Source organism: Enterobacter sp. E1 (assembly GCF_016809815.1).
Classification (GTDB): Bacteria; Pseudomonadota; Gammaproteobacteria; order Enterobacterales; family Enterobacteriaceae; genus Enterobacter; species Enterobacter adelaidei.
The window spans coordinates 121,550-140,738 of sequence record NZ_JAFBJM010000011.1; the positions used below are offsets into that span (position 1 = coordinate 121,550).

The following is a 19,189-nucleotide window of genomic DNA, read 5'->3' on the forward strand; positions in this document are numbered from 1 at the left end:
GGTTTTCGGAATAATGGTTAAAATGGAAATAGAATAAAAATAAAATAAATATATAATCAATGAAAATCAATAATTTATAATATATACATATTAACAGCTTAGTGCGTATTTTCTTAAAATAAACCGCAGCAATTAACGGGTTAAGCGTCTTTTTCGGATTAAACTCAGATCCAGAATTTGAGTTAACTAACAGACATCAGGAATTATCCGATAAAAAAATGCCGGCATATCGCCGGCATTTTTCATGACATTTTAATTACGCACGCCATGCTTTATAACGGTTGATCAAACCATTTGTCGAGCTGTCATGGCTGGCAATCGATTTATCGTCACCCAGCTCTGGCAGGATACGGTTTGCCAGCTGTTTGCCCAGCTCAACGCCCCACTGGTCAAAGGTGAAGATGTTCAGGATCGCGCCCTGCGTGAAGATTTTGTGCTCGTACAGGGCAATCAGCGCCCCCAGGCTGAACGGCGTGATTTCGCGCAGCAGGATGGAGTTGGTTGGACGGTTGCCTTCGAACACTTTGAACGGCACAACGTGATCCAGGGTTGCCGGATCTTTACCCTGGTCACGGTATTCCTGCTCTACCACCTCGCGGGATTTACCAAATGCCAGCGCTTCAGTCTGGGCGAAGAAGTTAGACAGCAACTTCGGATGGTGGTCGGACAGTGGGTTATGGGTGATAGCCGGGGCGATGAAATCGCACGGTACCATTTTGGTGCCCTGGTGAATCAGCTGGTAGAACGCGTGCTGACCGTTCGTGCCCGGCTCACCCCAGATGATTGGACCGGTCTGGTAATCCACGGCGTTTCCGTTACGGTCAACGTATTTACCGTTAGATTCCATGTTACCCTGCTGGAAGTAGGCCGCGAAACGGTGCATGTACTGATCGTATGGCAGGATCGCTTCGGTTTCAGCGCCGAAGAAGTTGTTGTACCAGATACCAATCAGCGCCAGCAGCACAGGCAGGTTTTTCTCTGGTGCGGTGCTGGAGAAGTGTTTATCCATCGCGTGCGCGCCTGAGAGCAGCTCAACGAAGTTGTCGAAGCCGACAGACAGGATGATGGACAGACCGATTGCAGACCACAGAGAGTAACGGCCGCCCACCCAGTCCCAGAACTCAAACATGTTCGCGGTATCAATCCCGAACTCGCCAACTGCCTTGCCGTTGGTGGACAGCGCCGCGAAGTGTTTCGCCACGTGCTTGTTGTCGCCTGCAGTCTTCAGGAACCAGTCGCGCGCGCTGTGGGCGTTGGTCATGGTTTCCTGAGTGGTGAAGGTTTTAGATGCGACCAGGAACAGAGTGGTTTCCGGGTTCACGTTCTTTAGCACTTCGGCGATGTGGGTACCATCGACGTTAGAGACAAAGTGCATGTTGAGGTGGTTTTTATATGGACGCAGCGCTTCGGTCACCATGAATGGACCGAGATCAGAACCGCCGATACCGATGTTAACCACGTCGGTGATGGCTTTGCCGGTGTAGCCTTTCCAGCTACCAGAGATGATCGCTTCGGAGAAGGCTTTCATCTTTTCCAGCACCGCGTTCACTTCCGGCATTACATCTTTGCCGTCAACGATGATTGGCGTATTGCTACGGTTACGCAGCGCCACGTGCAGCACGGCACGGTCTTCGGTGCGGTTGATCTTCTCACCGGAGAACATGGATTTGATGGCGTCAGCAAGCTGCGTCTCTTTTGCCAGATCCTGCAGTTTCGCCAGCGTCTCTTCGGTAACGCGGTTTTTGGAGAAATCCACCAGCATCAGGTCATCAAAGGTCGCGGAGAATTTGTTGAAACGATCGGCATCTTTCGCGAACAGCTCCGCGATAGTGACGTCTTTCATTTCATCAAAATGTTTTTGTAGTGCCTGCCAGGCAGCGGTCTGCGTTGGGTTGATGTTTTTCATTAGCAATACTCTTCTGATTTGAGAATTGTGACTGCGGTCGATTGTAGCGCCTGCAAATAAAAATTGTGATGGTTTTTATGCCATTGCCCTGGCCTGCATCAAACGCAGGTGAAAAGACCCGAAAAGTATAGCTGCTGGAGAGCGCTCCTGCGGCGGCGAAATGTCGGTCAAAACCGGGTAAAATGAAGCATAAAATATGGCCCTGTTATAAGTCCTGTTTCTCAGGGGTACCCCCCCATGAAAAATCCGCATAATCCCGGCATTGACAGGACCTCCCCCGCATTTTATTTATAGGGCCGTATTTTGCGCCTGCACCTGTTTTCGTTTCATTCTTGTGCCAAGGTCGCTTTATTCATTCCCTGACACGAGGTTGTTATGACGAGTTTTGTGGTCGCCAAATTTGGCGGCACCAGTGTGGCCGATTACGATGCCATGAACCGCAGCGCCGATGTGGTGCTAGCCGATCCGAATACCCGCCTGGTGGTGCTTTCTGCCTCTGCTGGCGTGACGAACCTGCTGGTTTCTCTGTCTGAAGGACTGGAAGCGACCGAGCGTTTCGTTAAGCTGGATGCACTGCGCAAAATTCAGTTCGACATCCTTGAACGTCTGCAGAACCCGAATGTCATCCGCGAAGAAGTGGAACGCCTGCTGGAAAATATCACCACGCTGGCAGAAGCGGCTTCTCTGGCCACCTCCACCGCCCTGACCGACGAGCTGGTCAGCCACGGCGAGCTGATGTCCACCCTGCTGTTTGTGGAAATCATGCGCGAGCGTAACATTCAGGCGCAGTGGTTTGACGTGCGCAAAGTGATGCGTACCAGCGATCGCTTTGGCCGCGCCGAGCCGGACGTTGAAGCGCTGGCGGAGCTGACCAACCAGCAGCTGGCTCCCCGTCTGGCAGATGGTATTGTGATCACCCAGGGCTTTATCGGCAGCGAATCTAAAGGCCGTACCACCACGCTTGGCCGTGGCGGCAGCGACTACACCGCCGCACTGTTGGGCGAAGCCCTGCATGCAACGCGCGTGGATATCTGGACTGACGTTCCGGGCATTTACACCACCGACCCGCGCGTTGTTTCTGCGGCGAAACGTATTGATGTGATCGCCTTTGAAGAAGCGGCTGAAATGGCCACCTTCGGTGCGAAAGTGCTGCATCCGGCAACCCTTTTGCCAGCCGTACGTAGCGATATTCCGGTCTTCGTCGGCTCCAGTAAAGATCCGAAAGCGGGCGGGACGCTGGTCTGCAAGAAAACGGAAAATCCACCACTGTTCCGCGCGTTAGCCCTGCGCCGTCGCCAGACGCTGGTCACCCTGCACAGCCACAATATGCTGCACTCCCGTGGCTTCCTGGCGGAAGTGTTTGGCATTCTGGCGCGCCATAACATCTCTGTAGACTTGATCACCACCTCCGAAGTGAGCATCGCGCTGACGCTGGACACCACCGGTTCCACCTCCACTGGTGACACCCTGCTGACGCAGTCACTGCTGATTGAGCTTTCTGAACTGTGCCGCGTGGAAGTAGAAGAAAATCTGGCGCTGGTTGCCATCATTGGCAACAAGCTGTCGCGTGCCTGCGGCGTAGGGAAAGAGGTCTTCGGCGTACTCGACCCGTTCAACATCCGTATGATTTGTTACGGTGCATCCAGCTATAACCTCTGCTTCCTGGTCCCTGCCGATCAGGCGGAGCAGGTGGTGCAGAAACTTCATCAGAATTTGTTTGAATAAAATTCGTTAGCACGATAAACAATACCTATAAGCCGGGCACAGACCCGGCTTTTTCATAACTAAACACAACACAATCGCAAGGAAATACCTATGTTATCCGCCATCACACGGCTGTTCCCGTTATGGGCGCTGCTGCTCTCCGTAGTCGCGTATTACACGCCCACCTCGTTCACCGGTATTGGTCCATGGGTCACCACCCTGCTGATGCTGATCATGCTCGGTATGGGCGTGCATCTGAAAATCGACGATTTTAAACGCGTGCTGTCGCGCCCGGCCCCCGTCGCTGCAGGCATATTCCTGCACTACCTGGTGATGCCGCTCGCCGCGTGGCTTCTGGCGATGGCCTTTAAGATGCCGCCCGATCTCTCCGCCGGGATGGTGCTGGTGGGCAGCGTGGCCAGCGGTACAGCATCCAACGTGATGATCTACCTTGCGAAAGGCGATGTGGCACTCTCCGTCACTATCTCTTCCGTTTCCACGCTGGTTGGCGTGATTGCTACCCCACTTTTAACGCGCTTATATGTGGACGCACATATTCAGGTGGACGTCATGGGCATGTTGCTCAGCATCCTGCAAATCGTGGTGATCCCGATTGCGCTGGGACTGGTCATTCACCATCTTTTCCCGCGCGTGGTGAAAACGGTTGAACCGTATCTGCCGGCGTTCTCGATGGTCTGCATTCTGGCGATCATCAGCGCCGTGGTCGCGGGTTCCGCCTCACACATTGCTTCTGTAGGCTTTGTGGTGATCGTCGCGGTAGTGCTGCATAACACCATTGGATTACTCGGTGGTTACTGGGGCGGGAAGCTGTTTGGCTTTGACGAGTCCACCTGCCGCACGCTGGCAATCGAGGTGGGAATGCAGAACTCCGGTCTGGCGGCAGCACTCGGTAAGATTTACTTCTCACCACTGGCGGCCCTACCTGGCGCGCTGTTCTCCGTCTGGCATAACCTCTCCGGTTCGCTGCTGGCGGGTTACTGGTCAGGTAAGCCGATTGATGAACAACCCAAAAAAGATGCGGTGAAGCAGAGTTAATTTACGCGGCTTGCTTTACACTGAAGCCTCCCCATCAGGAGGCTTCAGCAATGGCTACACCACGACTGACCCAGAAAGACATGACGGAAGCCGAGCAGCGCGAACTGAAAACGCTTCTCGACCGCGCCCGTATCGCCCATGGCCGCACGCTGACGAACGCCGAAACGAACCAGGTTAAAAAAGAGTACATCGACAAATTGATGACACAGCGTGAGGCTGAGGCGAAAAAAGCCCGCAAACTGAAAAAGCAGCAGGCTTATAAACCCGATGCGGAGGCGACCTTCTCGTGGTCTGCCAACACATCGACTCGTGGAAGGCGCTGATTAGCGCCCTTTCTTTTTACGGCCAGGCTGGGTAAAGCGTTTCCCGTTGGCCGGTTTGCCGCGTCCTTTCTCTTCCGCCTGCGGCGCCTTCACCACCGGGCGCTTAATCGCCTGGGTTTTAGGTTTGGCTTTGGCCTTCGGCTTTGCTTCGGATGAAGAATTCTCAATAAGCTTGAACAGCTCGATCAGCTCGTCATCCGTTAAATCACGCCATTCACCCAGCGGGATCCCGGACAAACTGACGTTCATGATGCGCGTGCGTTCCAGCTTCGTCACTTCATAACCGAAGTGCTCACACATACGGCGGATCTGGCGGTTTAAACCCTGGACCAGCGTAATACGAAACGCGAACGGTGCTTCTTTCTTCACCTTACACTTCTTCGTAACGGTGCCCAGAATTGGCACGCCCGCCCCCATCCCACGGATAAACTCATCCGTCACAGGCTTATTCACCGTGACGATGTACTCTTTCTCATGGTCGTTTCCGGCGCGCAGAATTTTGTTCACCAGATCGCCGTGGTTGGTGAGAAAAATCAGCCCCTGGGAGTCTTTATCCAGTCGACCAATCGGGAAGACACGGCTGCTGTGATTAACGAAATCAACGATGTTGTCTCGCTCGCCATCTTCCGTGGTACTGACGATACCAACCGGTTTATTCAACGCGATAAACACCAGGTCTTCGGCATCGCGGGGTTCGATGACCTGACCATTCACTTTAACCACATCGCCAGGGACGACCTGGTCGCCAATGGTGGCGCGTTTGCCGTTCAGGAACACGTTACCCTGTTCAATGTAACGGTCAGCCTCGCGACGTGAGCAGATCCCGCTCTCGCTAATGTATTTGTTTAATCGGGTTGATTGAGTTGGCAGCATAGTTTCTCCTGTGAAGGGCGAAATATACCTTACCTTGCGGCTGACAAAAAAGTGTTAGTAACCGTTGATCAAAAAATCGAGTGCATCCCGCAATGAAGCCCGGTTTTGCGTAAGATCGGCGACACGCTCGCCTAACTCTTTTGGCGATATGCCTGCCATCATGTGCATCATGACCACGCAGGGCTTACCCGCTATCTCAACGACAGGGCACACTTTCGCAGGCGGTTGAATGCCTCCCAGGTGGCTAAGCTCAACTGCGGGGGCGACCAGGACTGCTTCATCAGAACGACCTCTGAAAGTCACTAAAAGAGCCGTTTTCATCAACCCACTGGTTAATGACCTCAATAGAAGCTTTATTTTCTGCTAACCACTCGGCGCGCTGATGCGCACGAAACTGCTCCTGCAGCGCAGCCGTGAGTACAGCGGATAGATTAAGTTTAAGCCGTCGCGCCTCTTCAAGAATTTCTGGTGCTAACGACACATTAACTGATTTTTTAATGCCTTGAGTAGTGCGCATGAGAACCCCCATCGGAATGCGCATGAATTGGCGAAGAGTAGCGTAATAAACGAGCATTTTCTATTCCCTTAAAAATGTAAGGTCTGAAGAGTAAATGGCGCTTTATAAGGTGTCACGCCTCGCAAAACGGTTTTGCGAGGCGCTTTCAGAGATTAATATTCATCCCGCTCGTCGTCTTCATCCGGCTGTTCCATCACGCTGTACGCCACCGCGCAGAACAACGAGTTGAGACGTTTCATATCCCCCAGCAGCCCCAGGTGCAGCGAACTCGTTTCGATACTCTGCACGTTCTGCTGATGCAGACGCTCAACGTGGGCGTGCGAGTAGCGGCGGTTCAGAATACGGAAACGATGCTTGTTGCGGCGCAGGCGGCGCGCACTCGGCACGTCGCTGGAGAAGAACACCGACATCGCCAGCTTGAGGTTGCTGACCAGCTGTTCGTGCAGCGCCTCCAGCTCCTTCAGGCCTTCACCTGAAAATGCGCGACGCGCGGCAAGGGATTTGTCGGCAATCTCGCTGCCCATGCGCTCAACGATATCCGAGGCCTGCTCCAGGTTAAGCGACATCTCGATAATTTCCGCCCAGCGGCGGGACTCTTCCTCCGCCAGTTCATCCTGCGGAATACGCGCAAGATAGAGCTTGATGGCGGTATAGAGCACGTTGATGTCGTCCGCCAGTCTGCGCAGCTCTTTCTCTTCACGCGGCTCGCCGTGCATCACCTTTTGCAGCCCTTCGAGCATGGTTTCCATCGCATCGCCTATGCGCAGCGTCTCACGGGCAGCATTCGCCAGCGCCAGTGCAGGGGTGTCCAGCGCAGACGTATCCAGATGCTTAGGTTTCAGACGCGCATCCAGCTCCGGTTCATCCTGAATAAGTCGTTCACAGAAACGGGCCATCGGCTCAGCAAAAGGTACCATCGCCAGGCAGCGCACCAGGTTATAGAAAACGTGAAAATAGATCACCAGCTCCGCTTTTGGCAGCGGGAGGTTATCCATCAGGTTCGCCAGCGGATGGATAAAGGGCAGGATAATCAGGCTCCCCACCAGCTTAAACAGCAGGCTGCCAAGCGCCACTCGACGGGCGGCAGCATTGGCGGCGCTGTTGTTGAGCATCGCCAGCAGGCCAGAGCCGAGGTTAGCCCCGATCACCAGACATAACGCGACCGGGAAGGAGATTACCCCTGCAGCGGTGAGTGTTGCCGTCAGCAATACTGCGGCCAGGCTCGAGTAACTGACGATGGCAAACACTGCACCGATCAGCGCGTCCAGCATGATGTCGCCGGTCAGCGAAGCGAAGATGACCTGAACACCATTAGCCTCGGTAATGGGAGTAACCGCCTGCACAATCAGTTCCAGCGCCAGCAGGATAAGCCCCAGGCCAATCCCCACGCGGCCAAGCTGTCCGGCCCGCGTTTGTTTGCGGCCAAGGAAGAAGATGACGCCAATGAAAATCAGCAACGGCGACAGCCAGGAGAGATCAAAGGTCAGGATACGCGCCATCAACGCGGTACCCACATCAGCACCCAGTACAATTACCAGCGCCGGGGCCAGCGCCACCAGATCCTGCGCCACAAACGAGGTGACAAGCAGAGTCGTGGCGTTGCTGCTCTGAACCAGTGCCGTTACGCCAATACCCGCGCAGAAGGCGAGCGGTTTCTTCTCAACGCTGCTGCTGAGAACGGTGCGTAAACGAGCACCAAATACGCGCATCACGCCGGTCCGGACAATATGGGTGCCCCATACCAGCAGTGCGACTGCGGAGAGCAGATGTAACAGAGTCAGCACGGAAGATGTACCTCCTTATCGTTATTCGTTTTCCCTTGGTTCAGTATAAGGGTTTAAACGTAATAAAGAGACAGGGCGCCCAATGAGCGCCCTGTTTGTTGTAAGGAAAAGTGACGTCAGTCCGCGTCGTAGCCTAAATTCGGCGCTAGCCAACGCTCCACTTCAGAGACACTCATACCTTTGCGCAGGGCGTAATCTTCGATTTGATCGCGTTGCAGCTGTGCCACGGCGAAGTACTTGCTGTCAGGGTGGCTGAAATACCAGCCGGAAACGGACGCCCCTGGCCACATGGCGAACGACTCGGTGAGTTTCATCCCTGTATGTGCTTCTACATCCAGCAGCTTCCAGATAGTGCCCTTTTCGGTGTGTTCCGGACAGGCCGGGTAGCCCGGCGCCGGACGAATACCCTGATAGTTTTCGCGGATCAGCTCCTCGTTGCTGAGGTTCTCATTGGCCGCGTAGCCCCAGAGTACCTTACGTACGCGCTCGTGCAGGTACTCGGCGAAGGCTTCCGCCAGGCGGTCGGCAATCGCTTTGACCATGATTTTGTTGTAATCATCGTGCTGCGCTTCGAACGCATCCGCCAGGGCATCTTCTTCCAGACCACCGGTTACGGCAAATGCGCCGATGTAATCGGCTTTACCAGAAAGCTTCGGCGCAACGAAATCGGCCAGACAGTAGTTCGCGAAACCCACTTTCTCGGTTTGCTGACGCAGATGGTGACTCACCGCCAGCACGTGAGTGCGGGTTTCATCGCGATAGATTTCAACATCGTCGCCCACGCGGTTCGCCGGAAACAGCCCCACCACGCCACGCGGGTTGAGGGTTTTCTCCACACTCAGTTTGTCGAGCATCTCGTTCGCATCTTTAAACAGGCGCTGTGCTTCTTCACCGACTACTTCATCTTCAAGGATGCGCGGATATTTGCCCGCCAGCGACCAGGTCATAAAGAACGGCGTCCAGTCGATGTAGTTGCGCAGCGTCTCGATGCTGGCAGTCACATCCTGCACGCCCAGACGATGCGCGACCGGCGGCGTATAGCTCGACCAGTCAAACGCCAGATCGTTATCGCGTGCCGCCTGCAACGTAACAGGCGGTGTGCGCGGTTTCTTGCGACCGTGCTGAATACGGACGGTTTCGTACTCTTTGCGGGTGCGCGTAACAAACTCGTCGCGCTGGGTGTCAGAGAGCAGCGCGGACACCACGCCTACCGTTCGCGAGGCATTTTGCACGTAGACCGTCGGGCCACTGTAGTTCTGCTCGATTTTCACCGCCGTGTGCGCTTTTGAGGTGGTCGCCCCGCCAATCAGCAGCGGAATGGTAAAGCCCTGACGCTCCATCTCTTTCGCCACGTTGACCATCTCATCAAGCGACGGGGTGATCAGCCCGGAGAGGCCAATCAGGTCGGCATTCACTTCACGTGCGGTTTTGAGGATTTTGTCCGCGGGTACCATCACGCCAAGATCGATAATCTCGTAGTTATTACACTGCAGCACCACGCCGACGATATTCTTGCCGATGTCGTGAACATCGCCCTTCACGGTGGCGATCACCATTTTCCCGTTGCTGGAGCCTTTCTCTTTGCTGGCTTCGATAAACGGTTCAAGGTAGGCCACCGCCTGCTTCATCACGCGGGCGGATTTCACTACCTGCGGCAGGAACATTTTGCCCTCACCGAACAGATCGCCAACCACGTTCATGCCGTCCATCAGTGGCCCTTCGATCACTTCAATCGGACGTGCGGACTGAAGACGCGCTTCTTCGGTATCCAGTTCGATAAACTCGGTAATACCTTTCACCAGCGAATATTCCAGACGCTTTTTCACATCCCAGGAGCGCCACTCGGCCTGCTGAACGTTGGCTGCTTCATCCGATTTACTGCCACGGTATTTCTCCGCCAGATCCAGCATCCGCTCGGTGGCATCGTCACGACGGTTCAGGATCACGTCTTCTACCGCGTCGCGCAGTTCTGCCGGCAGGTCGTCGTAAATCGCGAGCTGTCCGGCGTTAACGATCCCCATATCCATCCCGTTACGGATGGCGTAGTAGAGGAACACGGCGTGAATAGCTTCACGCACCGGATCGTTACCGCGGAACGAGAACGATACGTTCGACACGCCGCCGGAGATCAGCGCATGCGGCAGCTCGCGCTTAATGTCTTCACACGCGCCGATAAAGTCCTGGGCGTAGTTGTTGTGCTCTTCAATCCCGGTCGCCACAGCGAAAATGTTCGGGTCAAAGATGATGTCTTCCGGCGGGAAGCCTACCTCTTCGGTCAAAATTTTGTACGCGCGGCGGCAAATCTCAATCTTGCGCTCGCGGGTGTCTGCCTGGCCCACTTCATCAAAGGCCATAACCACCACGGCCGCACCGTAACGGCGTACCAGCTTCGCGTGATGGATAAAGATATCAACGCCTTCTTTCATCGAGATGGAGTTAACGATGCCTTTACCCTGAATGCATTTCAGCCCTTTCTCGATGACTTCCCACTTAGAGGAGTCAATCATGATCGGCACGCGGGCGATGTCCGGTTCACCGGCAATCAGGTTGAGGAAACGCACCATCGCCGCTTCGGCATCGAGCATCCCCTCATCCATGTTGATATCAATAATCTGAGCGCCGCTTTCCACCTGCTGGCGGGCGACGTCCAGCGCTTCGCTGTACTTCTCTTCTTTAATCAGACGTTTGAACTTTGCTGAACCGGTGACGTTAGTACGCTCACCCACGTTCACAAACAGGCTGTCGTCGCCGATGGTCAACGGCTCAAGGCCGGAGAGACGACAGGCAACAGGCAGCTCAGGTAATTTTCGTGGCGGCAACCCGGCCACCGCATTGCTCATGGCAGCGATATGCTCAGGCGTCGTGCCGCAGCAGCCACCGACGATGTTCAGGAAGCCAGACTCGGCCCACTCGCGGATTTGCGCCGCCATGGTGTTGGCATCGAGATCGTATTCACCAAACGCGTTCGGCAGACCGGCGTTCGGGTGCGCGGTGACGTAACATTCCGCAATGCGCGACAGTTCCTGTACGTACTGGCGGAGTTCATCTGGCCCCAGTGCGCAGTTCAGGCCGAAGGAGAGCGCTTCAGCGTGGCGCAGAGAGTTATAAAAGGCTTCGGTTGTCTGGCCGGATAAGGTACGGCCGGAGGCGTCAGTAATGGTGCCGGAAATCATGATCGGCAGGTCAACGCCCAGCGCCTCGAACTCCTCTTTCACCGCGTAAATCGCGGCTTTGGCGTTGAGGGTATCGAATACGGTTTCGATCAGGATCAGATCGGAACCCCCTTCCACCAGCGCTTTGGTCGATTCGCGGTAGGCGGCAACCAGCTGGTCAAAGGTGATATTACGAAACGCCGGGTCGTTCACGTCCGGTGAAATCGACGCGGTGCGGTTGGTAGGGCCAAGCACCCCGGCAACGTAGCGCGGCTTGTCCGGCGTGCGGGCCGTCCACTCGTCGGCGCAGGCGCGCGCCAGCTTCGCGGCTTCAAAGTTGATTTCCGCCGACAGGGATTCCATCTGGTAATCCGCCATGGCGATGGTTGTCGAGTTAAAGGTGTTGGTTTCAATGATATCCGCACCCGCTTCAAAGTAGGCGTTGTGGATATCTTTAATAACCGACGGCTTGCTGAGCACCAGCAGGTCGTTATTACCCTTCAGGTCACATGGCCAGTCGGCAAAACGCTCGCCGCGGAAATCGTCTTCACTCAGACGATAGCCCTGGATCATGGTGCCCATGCCGCCGTCCAGCACCAGAATTCGTTCATTTAACTGCGCACGCAGTTGCTCTACTTTGCTGCTCACACTTGCTCCCGACAACGCTCAACAAGGCCAAAAGGCTGCATTCCATACTGGCATAATCTCGCAGGGTGGAAAAGTCACACAGGAGTAACATGAGACATGTTCACTATCACTCCTCCGATCAGTCAGGATAACGGTTGCAAATTCACCAAATAAAACGAAAATGATTTCCACGATACAGAAAAAGGAGATCGTCATGGTCGCGACCGTTCCCGCTAAACGCGGCAGAAAACCTGCTGCTACCACCGCCGCACAACAGGGCGGACAGGTTCAATCGCTCACGCGCGGTTTGAAGCTGCTGGAGTGGATAGCCGAGTCGCACAATAGCGTGGCCCTGACGGAGCTGGCCCAGCAGGCTGGCCTGCCGAACTCCACAACGCATCGACTGCTGACCACCATGCAGCAGCTGGGCTTTGTCCGTCAGGTCGGTGAGCTGGGACACTGGGCTGTAGGCGCGCATGCGTTTATCGTCGGCAGCAGCTTCCTGCAAAGCCGTAATCTGCTGGCGATTGTGCACCCGATCCTGCGCAAGCTGATGGAAGATTCCGGCGAGACGGTAAACCTGGCGGTACTCGACCAGAGCGACCATCAGGCGATCATCATCGACCAGGTACAGTGTACGCAGCTGATGCGTATGTCGGCCCCCATTGGCGGCAAGCTCCCTATGCACGCCTCCGGGGCGGGGAAAGCGTTTCTGTCGCAACTGAGCGAAGAGCAGGTGACGGGGTTATTGCACCGTAAAGGGTTGCACGCCTACACCCACGCAACGCTGGTTTCGCCGGTGCATCTTAAAGAGGATCTGGCCCTGACCCGCAAACGCGGCTATTCGTTTGATGACGAGGAACATGCTCTGGGCCTGCGTTGCATTGCAGCCTGTATCTTTGACGAACACCGCGAGCCGTTTGCCGCCATCTCCATCTCCGGGCCGATTTCACGCATGACGGATGATCGCGTGACTGAGCTGGGCGCGCTGGTGATTAAGGCAGCGAAAGAGGTGACGCTGGCGTATGGTGGGATTCGTTAAACCGCACGCAAAACCGCTGCTTACGTCGATAGGCATACACATCTCCCACATGCCCATTCTTAATTCGCGTTTGCAATCCACGCCAGTAGCTGGCGTGGAACAGATCGTCGTGCATCTCTGCGAATAATGGCCCAATTCGCGGGTCAGCGCACAGCCAGTGGCGGAACTCCTCAGGAAATACATCACCCGGCGAGACGCTGTACCATGGCTCACCGGAGAGTTCATCTTCCGGATAGCGGGGCTGCGGGATGTCGCGGAAATTCACCTCAGTCATGTAACAAATTTCATCGTAATCGTAGAACACGACGCGCCCGTGGCGGGTGACGCCGAAGTTTTTAAACAGCATATCCCCCGGGAAGATATTGGCGGCAGCAAGCTGGCGAATCGCATTGCCATACTCTTCAATGGCATCGCGAAGCGCCTGACCTTCGGACTGCTCCAGCCAGATGTTCAGGGGCACCATACGGCGTTCAATGTAGAGATGGCTAATCACGATTTTGTCACCAATATCGGTGATTTTGCCGGGTACTTCCTGCATTAAAAGCGCCATGAGTGCTGGATCGATCTGCTGCTTATCCAGCACAAAGTTTTCGAATTCCTGGGTATCGGCCATGCGTCCAACACGGTCGTGCTCTTTAACCAGCTGGTAGCAGGCGCGGACATGTGCAGCCGTCATCTCTTTCTGCGGTGCGAATTTATCTTTAATCACCTTAAAGACGCGGTCAAAACCCGGCAGGGTGAAGACCAGCATCACCATACCGCGAATGCCCGGTGCTTCGATAAACTGTTCATCCGCCGTGGTGACATAGCGCAAATACTCCCGATAGCTTTCCGTTTTGGCGTGTTTCTGACAGCCAATCGCCATATACAGCTCGGCGGTGGTTTTGCCCGGCAGGATCTCGCGCAACCATTCCACGAGCGCGGCAGGTAACGGCGCGTAGACCATAAAGTAGGAACGGGCGAAGCCAAACACAATGCTGGCTTCGGCGCTGGTGGTCAGACAGGTATCGACAAACAGTTCGCCGTCGTCGGTGCGGTGGATCGGTAACAGAAACGGCACGATGGCTGCCGGCGTAACCAGTTTGCCTACCAACCAGGCGGCTTTATTGCGATAGAACAGTTCATTGGCGACCTGCAAATGGCTGTGCCCAAGAACGTCCTCGCCGAAGGTTTCAGTGAGATGCGCGTGGATATAGCCGATATCCCGGGTTTTATTCTCCCAGGGTAAACGCAGCGGCAAGTCTGTTAACACGCGGTGCAGGAGCTTTTCCCACCCGCGATCGGGAAAGAAATCTTTCGCCAGCGGACGAGGAATAGTACGAAAACGCCGCTCGGGCTGGGAGCTGAAAATAAATAACCGCTCAGGAGATAATGAGCGGTGGTCAAATAACCGACAATAGACGGAGTTAAAGAAGCTCTCCGCAATCTCGAAGCGCGGGTAATCGGGTAACAAACGGGTGTAGTGCTCTTTCACGCGCAGTAAAAATTCCGCGTCTGGACTTTTACCGTCGGTGATACAGCGTAGCTGCTCCACCACCAGACCCACATGGTGGTCGTAGAGATGGATACGCTGCTTCATGGCCTGCTGAACCGCATGCCAGTCTGCATGTTCGAAGCGCTGCTGCGCGCCGGAGGTCACTTCCAGAAAACGGCCATACTGGGCATCGAAGCCCTGCAGAATAGTTTGGGCAATCAGTAATTCCAGACCACGCGACATATATCCCCCTCACCCCCAACCCTCTCCCCGAGGGGGGAGAGGGGGAAAAGATTAGAACTGTGCTTCTTCGGTTGAGCCCGTTAAGGCGGTGACGGAGGAGGTGCCGCCCTGAATAATCGTGGTCACATTATCAAAGTAGCCAGTTCCCACCTCCTGCTGGTGAGACACGAAGGTGTAGCCATCTTTACCCGCGGCAAATTCCGGCTGCTGCACCTTCTCAACGTAGTGCTTCATGCCCTCACCCTGCGCATAGGCGTGCGCCAGGTCGAACATGTTGAACCACATGCTGTGGATGCCTGCCAAAGTAATGAACTGGTATTTGTAGCCCATGTCGGACAGCTGCTGCTGGAAGCTGGCGATTGTCTTGTCGTCCAGTTTTTTCTGCCAGTTGAAGGACGGTGAGCAGTTGTAGGCCAGCAGTTTGCCCGGGTACTTCGCATGAATGGCATCGGCAAAGCGTTTTGCCAGAGCCAGATCCGGCGTGGAGGTTTCGCACCAGACCAGGTCCGCATACGGGGCATACGCCAGGCCACGGCTTATCGCCTGCTCAATACCCGCATGGGTACGATAGAACCCTTCGCTGGTACGTTCACCGGTAATGAACTCGCTGTCGTACGGGTCGCAATCTGAAGTAATCAGGTCAGCTGCATCCGCATCCGTACGGGCAATGACCAATGTCGGCACGCCGAGCACGTCAGCAGCCAGACGCGCCGCAACCAGTTTCTGAATCGCCTCCTGGGTCGGGACCAGCACTTTGCCGCCCATATGTCCGCATTTCTTCACTGACGCCAGCTGGTCTTCGAAGTGAACGGCCGCTGCACCGGCCTCAATCATCGATTTCATCAGCTCGAAGGCGTTCAGCACGCCACCGAAACCCGCTTCCGCATCCGCAACTATCGGCAGGAAGTAATCAATAAAGCGCGGATCGTTTGGCTCAATGCCTGCCGCCCACTGGATCTGATCCGCACGGCGGAAGGTGTTGTTGATCCGATCCACGACCGACGGTACGGAGTTAGCCGGATAGAGCGACTGATCCGGGTACATGCTGGAGGCCAGGTTAGCGTCCGCCGCGACCTGCCAGCCGGACAGGTAAATGGCTTCTATCCCCGCCTTTGCCTGCTGCAGTGCCTGACCGCCCGTCAGCGCGCCAAGGCTGTTGATGTAACCTTTTTTGGAACCACCGTGCAGCAGCTTCCACATTTTCGCCGCGCCATTTTGCGCCAGCGTGCATTCCGGATTGACCGAGCCGCGTAATTTCACCACTTCCTCCGCGCTGTACGGACGGCGGATGCCTTCCCAGCGAGGTTGTGTCCACTCTTTCTTTAATTCTTCGATTTGTTGGGTACGGGTTTTCATGTGCAGATGCTCCATATTGTTATGTGGTGAGTTACGCCAGGAAGCGGTAGCCCGGCAGGGTCAGGAAGTCGATTAAGTCATCTGATGTGGTGATTTGCTCCATCAGGCGCGCAGCGTCGTCAAAACGTCCGCTGCTGAAGCGGTGTTCGCCCAGCTCGTCCTGGATCACCCGCATCTCTTCGGCCAGCATCTGGCGGAACAGGGATTTGGTTACCGGCTTACCGTTGCTGAGCGTTTTTTGATGGTGGATCCACTGCCAGATGGAGGTCCGTGAGATCTCTGCCGTCGCGGCATCTTCCATCAGGCCGTAGATCGGCACACAGCCGTTGCCGGAGATCCACGCTTCGATGTATTGCACGGCGACGCGAATATTGGCACGCATGCCCTCTTCGGTGCGTTCACCCGCACACGGTGCCAGCAGTTGCTCTTCGGCTGTTGGCGCATCCTCTTCGCGGGTGACAAACAGCTGGTTTTTATTGTCGCCAAGCACGCGGTTGAATACCTCCATCGCGGTATCGGCCAGGCCCGGGTGTGCAATCCACGTCCCGTCATGACCATTACGTGCTTCAAGTTCTTTATCGGCTTTCACCTTGTTGAGTACCTGGCTATTACGCTCCGCATCTTTGCTTGGAATAAACGCGGCCATGCCGCCCATCGCAAAGGCACCACGCTTGTGGCAGGTTTTGATCAGCAGACGCGAGTAGGCGCTCAGGAACGGTTTATCCATGGTGACAACCTGACGATCCGGCAGTACGCGATCGGGATAATTCTTCAGGGTCTTGATGTAGCTGAAAATGTAGTCCCAGCGCCCGCAGTTCAGGCCGACAATGTGATCGCGCAGGGCATGCAGAATTTCATTCATCTGGAACACGGCAGGCAGCGTTTCAATCAGCAGCGTGGCTTTGATGGTGCCGCGCGGCAGGTTGAATCGATCTTCCGCATAACTAAACACCTCACTCCACCAGGCCGCTTCCTGCCAGGATTGGGTTTTCGGCAGATAGAAGTAAGGGCCGCTACCTTTTGCCAGCAGGTTTTTGTGGTTGTGGAAGAAATAGAGCGCGAAATCAAACAGGCTGCCCGGAATGGCTTCCCCACGGCAGGTGACGTGTTTTTCAGGCAGGTGCAGCCCGCGTACACGACAGATCAGAACCGCCGGGTTCGGTTTGAGCTGGTAAATTTTGCCGGCTTCGTTGGTATAGCTGATGGTGCCGTTCACGGCGTCGCGCAGATTGATCTGCCCGTCGATAACTTTGTTCCAGTCTGGCGCCAGTGAGTCCTCAAAATCAGCCATAAAGACTTTAACGTTCGCGTTCATGGCGTTGATCACCATTTTGCGCTCTACCGGCCCCGTGATCTCAACCCGGCGATCCTGCAAATCTTCAGGGATGCCGCGGATTTTCCACTCGCCACGGCGAATGGAAGCGGTTTCCGAAATAAAACCAGGCAACTTGCCATCGTCAATTTCCTGCTGCTGATGAATGCGCGCTGCCAGCAGCTTATTACGCTGTGGCGTAAAGCGTGTTACCAGTTCAGTCAGGAATTCTACCGCTTCCGCCGTCAAAACTTGCTGTTCTTGCTCGCCATACGGCTGGGTAAAGGCCAGTTCATCGACCGTCGTTGCCTGTTGAGTCATCACTCTGCTCCTCATCAAAGATCCAAATTCACATCCCCAATGCGAACGAAAGATCGTTGTGTAGTTTTCGCTCAGCAGAATTAAGACTATCTATATTTTTTCCAAAATCAAAAACAATTTCCATTTTAATTTAATTTAATATTCAATTTATTGATTTAATTGAAATTAAAGTTTTATTGAGTGGTGAGTGGCATTTCGGAAATAAAAAAGGCACCCGAAGGTGCCTGATCTGAATAGCTGAAACGCTTTAGGATCGTTTAGTGCAGAAGATTACTCCAGCGTCGGATTCATGTGACGCAGATCGTATGGTGTGATTTGGTAGACGTAATAGTTGAGCCAGTTCGTAAACAGCAAATTCCCGTGGCTGCGCCAGGTTGCTCTCGGTTTGTTTTGCGGATCGTTTTTCGGGAAATAGTTGTACGGAACATCCGGATTCAGACCCGCTTCGACGTCACGGAAAAACTCAGCCGCGAGGGTGTTTGGGTCATACTCGGGATGCCCGGTGACAAAAGCAATACGCTTATCTTTGCTGGCAAACAGGTAGGCATCACCGTCTTCCGTTTCAGCCAGGATCTCCAGATCGGTGTAATCGCGGATCAGTTGTGCCGGGAAATCGGCATAGCGAGAGTGTGGGGCAAGGAAAGTGTCATCAAATCCGCGCGTCAGTAATGCGTGTGGATGCAGAATATGGTGTTCATATACGCCAGAGAGCTTTTCAGTGCGGGTTTGCTTTGGAATGCCATACAGGATATTCAGTGCCGCCTGTACCGCCCAACAGACAAAGAGCGTGGAGGTGACGTGATCTTTTGCCCACTCCAGCACCTGTTTTATCTGCGGCCAGTAGGCAACATCATTGAATTCAACCAGGCCCAGTGGTGCTCCCGTTACAATCAGTCCATCGAAGTTTTCATCGCGGATGTCATCGAAGTTACAGTAGAAATTGTTCAGATGCTCAGAAGGTGTATTTCGCGACTCACGGGCATCAATTCGTAGCAGCTGGATATCAACCTGAAGCGGGGAGTTCGAAAGCAGACGAAGAAACTGGTTTTCTGTTTCGATCTTTTTTGGCATCAGATTGAGAATAAGCACCTTCAGCGGGCGAATTTCCTGACCTGTAGCGCGTGAAGCCGTCATGACAAAGACATTTTCTTCACGTAAGAAATTGACGGCTGGTAGCTCGTCCTGCACCCGAATCGGCATAACCTTATATCCTCACAGCATACGTATAAACGTTTAGACATCCAGACAGCTAACGATAACCAGAAATGATCTGAATGTCGAGTCTGCAAGTGAAAGGTGAGAAAGTTTCAAGGAGGGAATGTGTAAGATCCAAAGCAAAAAACCCCGTACCTTACGGTACGGGGTTTTTCTCGATTGATGCCTGGCAGTTCCCTACTCTCACATGGGGAGACCCCACACTACCATCGGCGCTACGGCGTTTCACTTCTGAGTTCGGCATGGGGTCAGGTGGGACCACCGCGCTAAAGCCGCCAGGCAAA

Annotated in this window: 14 protein-coding genes and 1 rRNA gene; 4 read left to right on the top strand and 11 right to left on the bottom strand. The window is 54.6% G+C overall.

The genetic code is table 11. From position 1 onward, the window contains the following. Positions 1–256 precede the first annotated feature (256 nt). Positions 257–1,906 carry a glucose-6-phosphate isomerase gene (gene pgi / locus JGF26_RS20340; RefSeq protein ID WP_134708599.1) on the bottom strand — a complete coding sequence of 550 codons (1,650 nt, stop codon included), beginning with the start codon at positions 1,904–1,906 and terminating at the stop codon, positions 257–259. A gap of 375 nt (positions 1,907–2,281) precedes the next feature. Between pgi and lysC the strand changes: the two genes are divergently transcribed. The 3 genes from lysC to JGF26_RS20355 all read left to right on the top strand — a co-directional run bounded on the left by lysC (position 2,282) and on the right by JGF26_RS20355 (position 4,989). Continuing rightward, entirely contained in the window at positions 2,282–3,631 is a 1,350-nt protein-coding gene (gene lysC, locus JGF26_RS20345; RefSeq protein WP_134708598.1) for a lysine-sensitive aspartokinase 3, read from the top strand. Positions 3,632–3,721: 90 nt separating this feature from the next. Continuing rightward, the gene (gene panS / locus JGF26_RS20350; RefSeq protein WP_028017980.1) at positions 3,722–4,666 is read left to right on the top strand and encodes a ketopantoate/pantoate/pantothenate transporter PanS; all 945 of its coding nucleotides are present in this window, start codon (positions 3,722–3,724) and stop codon (positions 4,664–4,666) included. 50 nt (positions 4,667–4,716) lie between these two features. Next, positions 4,717–4,989 carry a DUF3811 domain-containing protein gene (locus tag JGF26_RS20355; RefSeq protein WP_028017981.1) on the top strand — a complete coding sequence of 91 codons (273 nt, stop codon included), beginning with the start codon at positions 4,717–4,719 and terminating at the stop codon, positions 4,987–4,989. Here the strand turns inward: JGF26_RS20355 and rluF are convergent, their stop codons facing one another. From rluF to metH, 5 genes are all read right to left on the bottom strand, one after another. Further along, positions 4,990–5,862, bottom strand: coding sequence for a 23S rRNA pseudouridine(2604) synthase RluF (gene rluF / locus JGF26_RS20360; protein WP_049007759.1), 873 nt, complete (start codon positions 5,860–5,862; stop codon positions 4,990–4,992). It abuts the gene before it with no gap. Between the two features lie 54 nt (positions 5,863–5,916). Continuing rightward, positions 5,917–6,165, bottom strand: coding sequence for a CcdB family protein (locus tag JGF26_RS20365; RefSeq protein WP_240739595.1), 249 nt, complete (start codon positions 6,163–6,165; stop codon positions 5,917–5,919). After that, complete coding sequence (locus JGF26_RS20370) at positions 6,143–6,436, bottom strand: type II toxin-antitoxin system CcdA family antitoxin (RefSeq protein ID WP_134708597.1); 294 nt, start codon at positions 6,434–6,436, stop codon at positions 6,143–6,145. The genes JGF26_RS20365 and JGF26_RS20370 overlap by 23 nt, the downstream gene beginning before the upstream one ends. A gap of 95 nt (positions 6,437–6,531) precedes the next feature. Continuing rightward, on the bottom strand, positions 6,532–8,163 hold the full coding sequence (locus JGF26_RS20375) for a Na/Pi cotransporter family protein (protein ID WP_129325463.1): 1,632 nt from the start codon (positions 8,161–8,163) through the stop codon (positions 6,532–6,534). Between the two features lie 116 nt (positions 8,164–8,279). After that, the gene (gene metH, locus JGF26_RS20380; protein ID WP_028017985.1) at positions 8,280–11,963 is read right to left on the bottom strand and encodes a methionine synthase; all 3,684 of its coding nucleotides are present in this window, start codon (positions 11,961–11,963) and stop codon (positions 8,280–8,282) included. Positions 11,964–12,156: 193 nt separating this feature from the next. Here metH and iclR point away from each other — a divergent pair, with 193 nt between their 5' ends. Then, positions 12,157–12,984, top strand: coding sequence for a glyoxylate bypass operon transcriptional repressor IclR (gene iclR, locus JGF26_RS20385; protein WP_075204663.1), 828 nt, complete (start codon positions 12,157–12,159; stop codon positions 12,982–12,984). Here the strand turns inward: iclR and aceK are convergent. The 5 genes from aceK to rrf all read right to left on the bottom strand — a co-directional run bounded on the left by aceK (position 12,938) and on the right by rrf (position 19,185). Beyond that, the gene (gene aceK / locus JGF26_RS20390) at positions 12,938–14,701 is read right to left on the bottom strand and encodes a bifunctional isocitrate dehydrogenase kinase/phosphatase (RefSeq protein ID WP_134708596.1); all 1,764 of its coding nucleotides are present in this window, start codon (positions 14,699–14,701) and stop codon (positions 12,938–12,940) included. The genes iclR and aceK overlap by 47 nt on opposite strands. A 51-nt stretch (positions 14,702–14,752) precedes the next feature. Further along, entirely contained in the window at positions 14,753–16,057 is a 1,305-nt protein-coding gene (aceA, locus tag JGF26_RS20395) for an isocitrate lyase (RefSeq protein WP_028017988.1), read from the bottom strand. A 31-nt stretch (positions 16,058–16,088) separates the two neighbouring features. Further along, positions 16,089–17,690: a malate synthase A gene (gene aceB / locus JGF26_RS20400; RefSeq protein ID WP_134708595.1), complete on the bottom strand. Its 1,602-nt coding sequence runs from the start codon at positions 17,688–17,690 to the stop codon at positions 16,089–16,091. Between the two features lie 270 nt (positions 17,691–17,960). Then, on the bottom strand, positions 17,961–18,890 hold the full coding sequence (metA, locus tag JGF26_RS20405; RefSeq protein WP_028017990.1) for a homoserine O-succinyltransferase: 930 nt from the start codon (positions 18,888–18,890) through the stop codon (positions 17,961–17,963). A 179-nt stretch (positions 18,891–19,069) separates the two neighbouring features. Further along, positions 19,070–19,185, bottom strand: a 5S ribosomal RNA gene (gene rrf, locus JGF26_RS20410). Positions 19,186–19,189: the final 4 nt, after the last annotated feature.

Excerpts from the sequence above, each read along its gene's own strand:
- aceK (WP_134708596.1), bottom strand. The coding sequence starts at position 14,701 with ATGTCGCGTGGTCTGGAATTACTGATTGCCCAAACTATTCTGCAGGGC.
- panS (WP_028017980.1), top strand. The coding sequence starts at position 3,722 with ATGTTATCCGCCATCACACGGCTGTTCCCGTTATGGGCGCTGCTGCTC.
- metA (WP_028017990.1), bottom strand. The coding sequence starts at position 18,890 with ATGCCGATTCGGGTGCAGGACGAGCTACCAGCCGTCAATTTCTTACGT.
- pgi (WP_134708599.1), bottom strand. The coding sequence starts at position 1,906 with ATGAAAAACATCAACCCAACGCAGACCGCTGCCTGGCAGGCACTACAA.
- aceA (WP_028017988.1), bottom strand. The coding sequence starts at position 16,057 with ATGAAAACCCGTACCCAACAAATCGAAGAATTAAAGAAAGAGTGGACA.
- rluF (WP_049007759.1), bottom strand. The coding sequence starts at position 5,862 with ATGCTGCCAACTCAATCAACCCGATTAAACAAATACATTAGCGAGAGC.
- aceB (WP_134708595.1), bottom strand. The coding sequence starts at position 17,690 with ATGACTCAACAGGCAACGACGGTCGATGAACTGGCCTTTACCCAGCCG.
- iclR (WP_075204663.1), top strand. The coding sequence starts at position 12,157 with ATGGTCGCGACCGTTCCCGCTAAACGCGGCAGAAAACCTGCTGCTACC.
- JGF26_RS20355 (WP_028017981.1), top strand. The coding sequence starts at position 4,717 with ATGGCTACACCACGACTGACCCAGAAAGACATGACGGAAGCCGAGCAG.
- lysC (WP_134708598.1), top strand. The coding sequence starts at position 2,282 with ATGACGAGTTTTGTGGTCGCCAAATTTGGCGGCACCAGTGTGGCCGAT.
- JGF26_RS20370 (WP_134708597.1), bottom strand. The coding sequence starts at position 6,436 with ATGCTCGTTTATTACGCTACTCTTCGCCAATTCATGCGCATTCCGATG.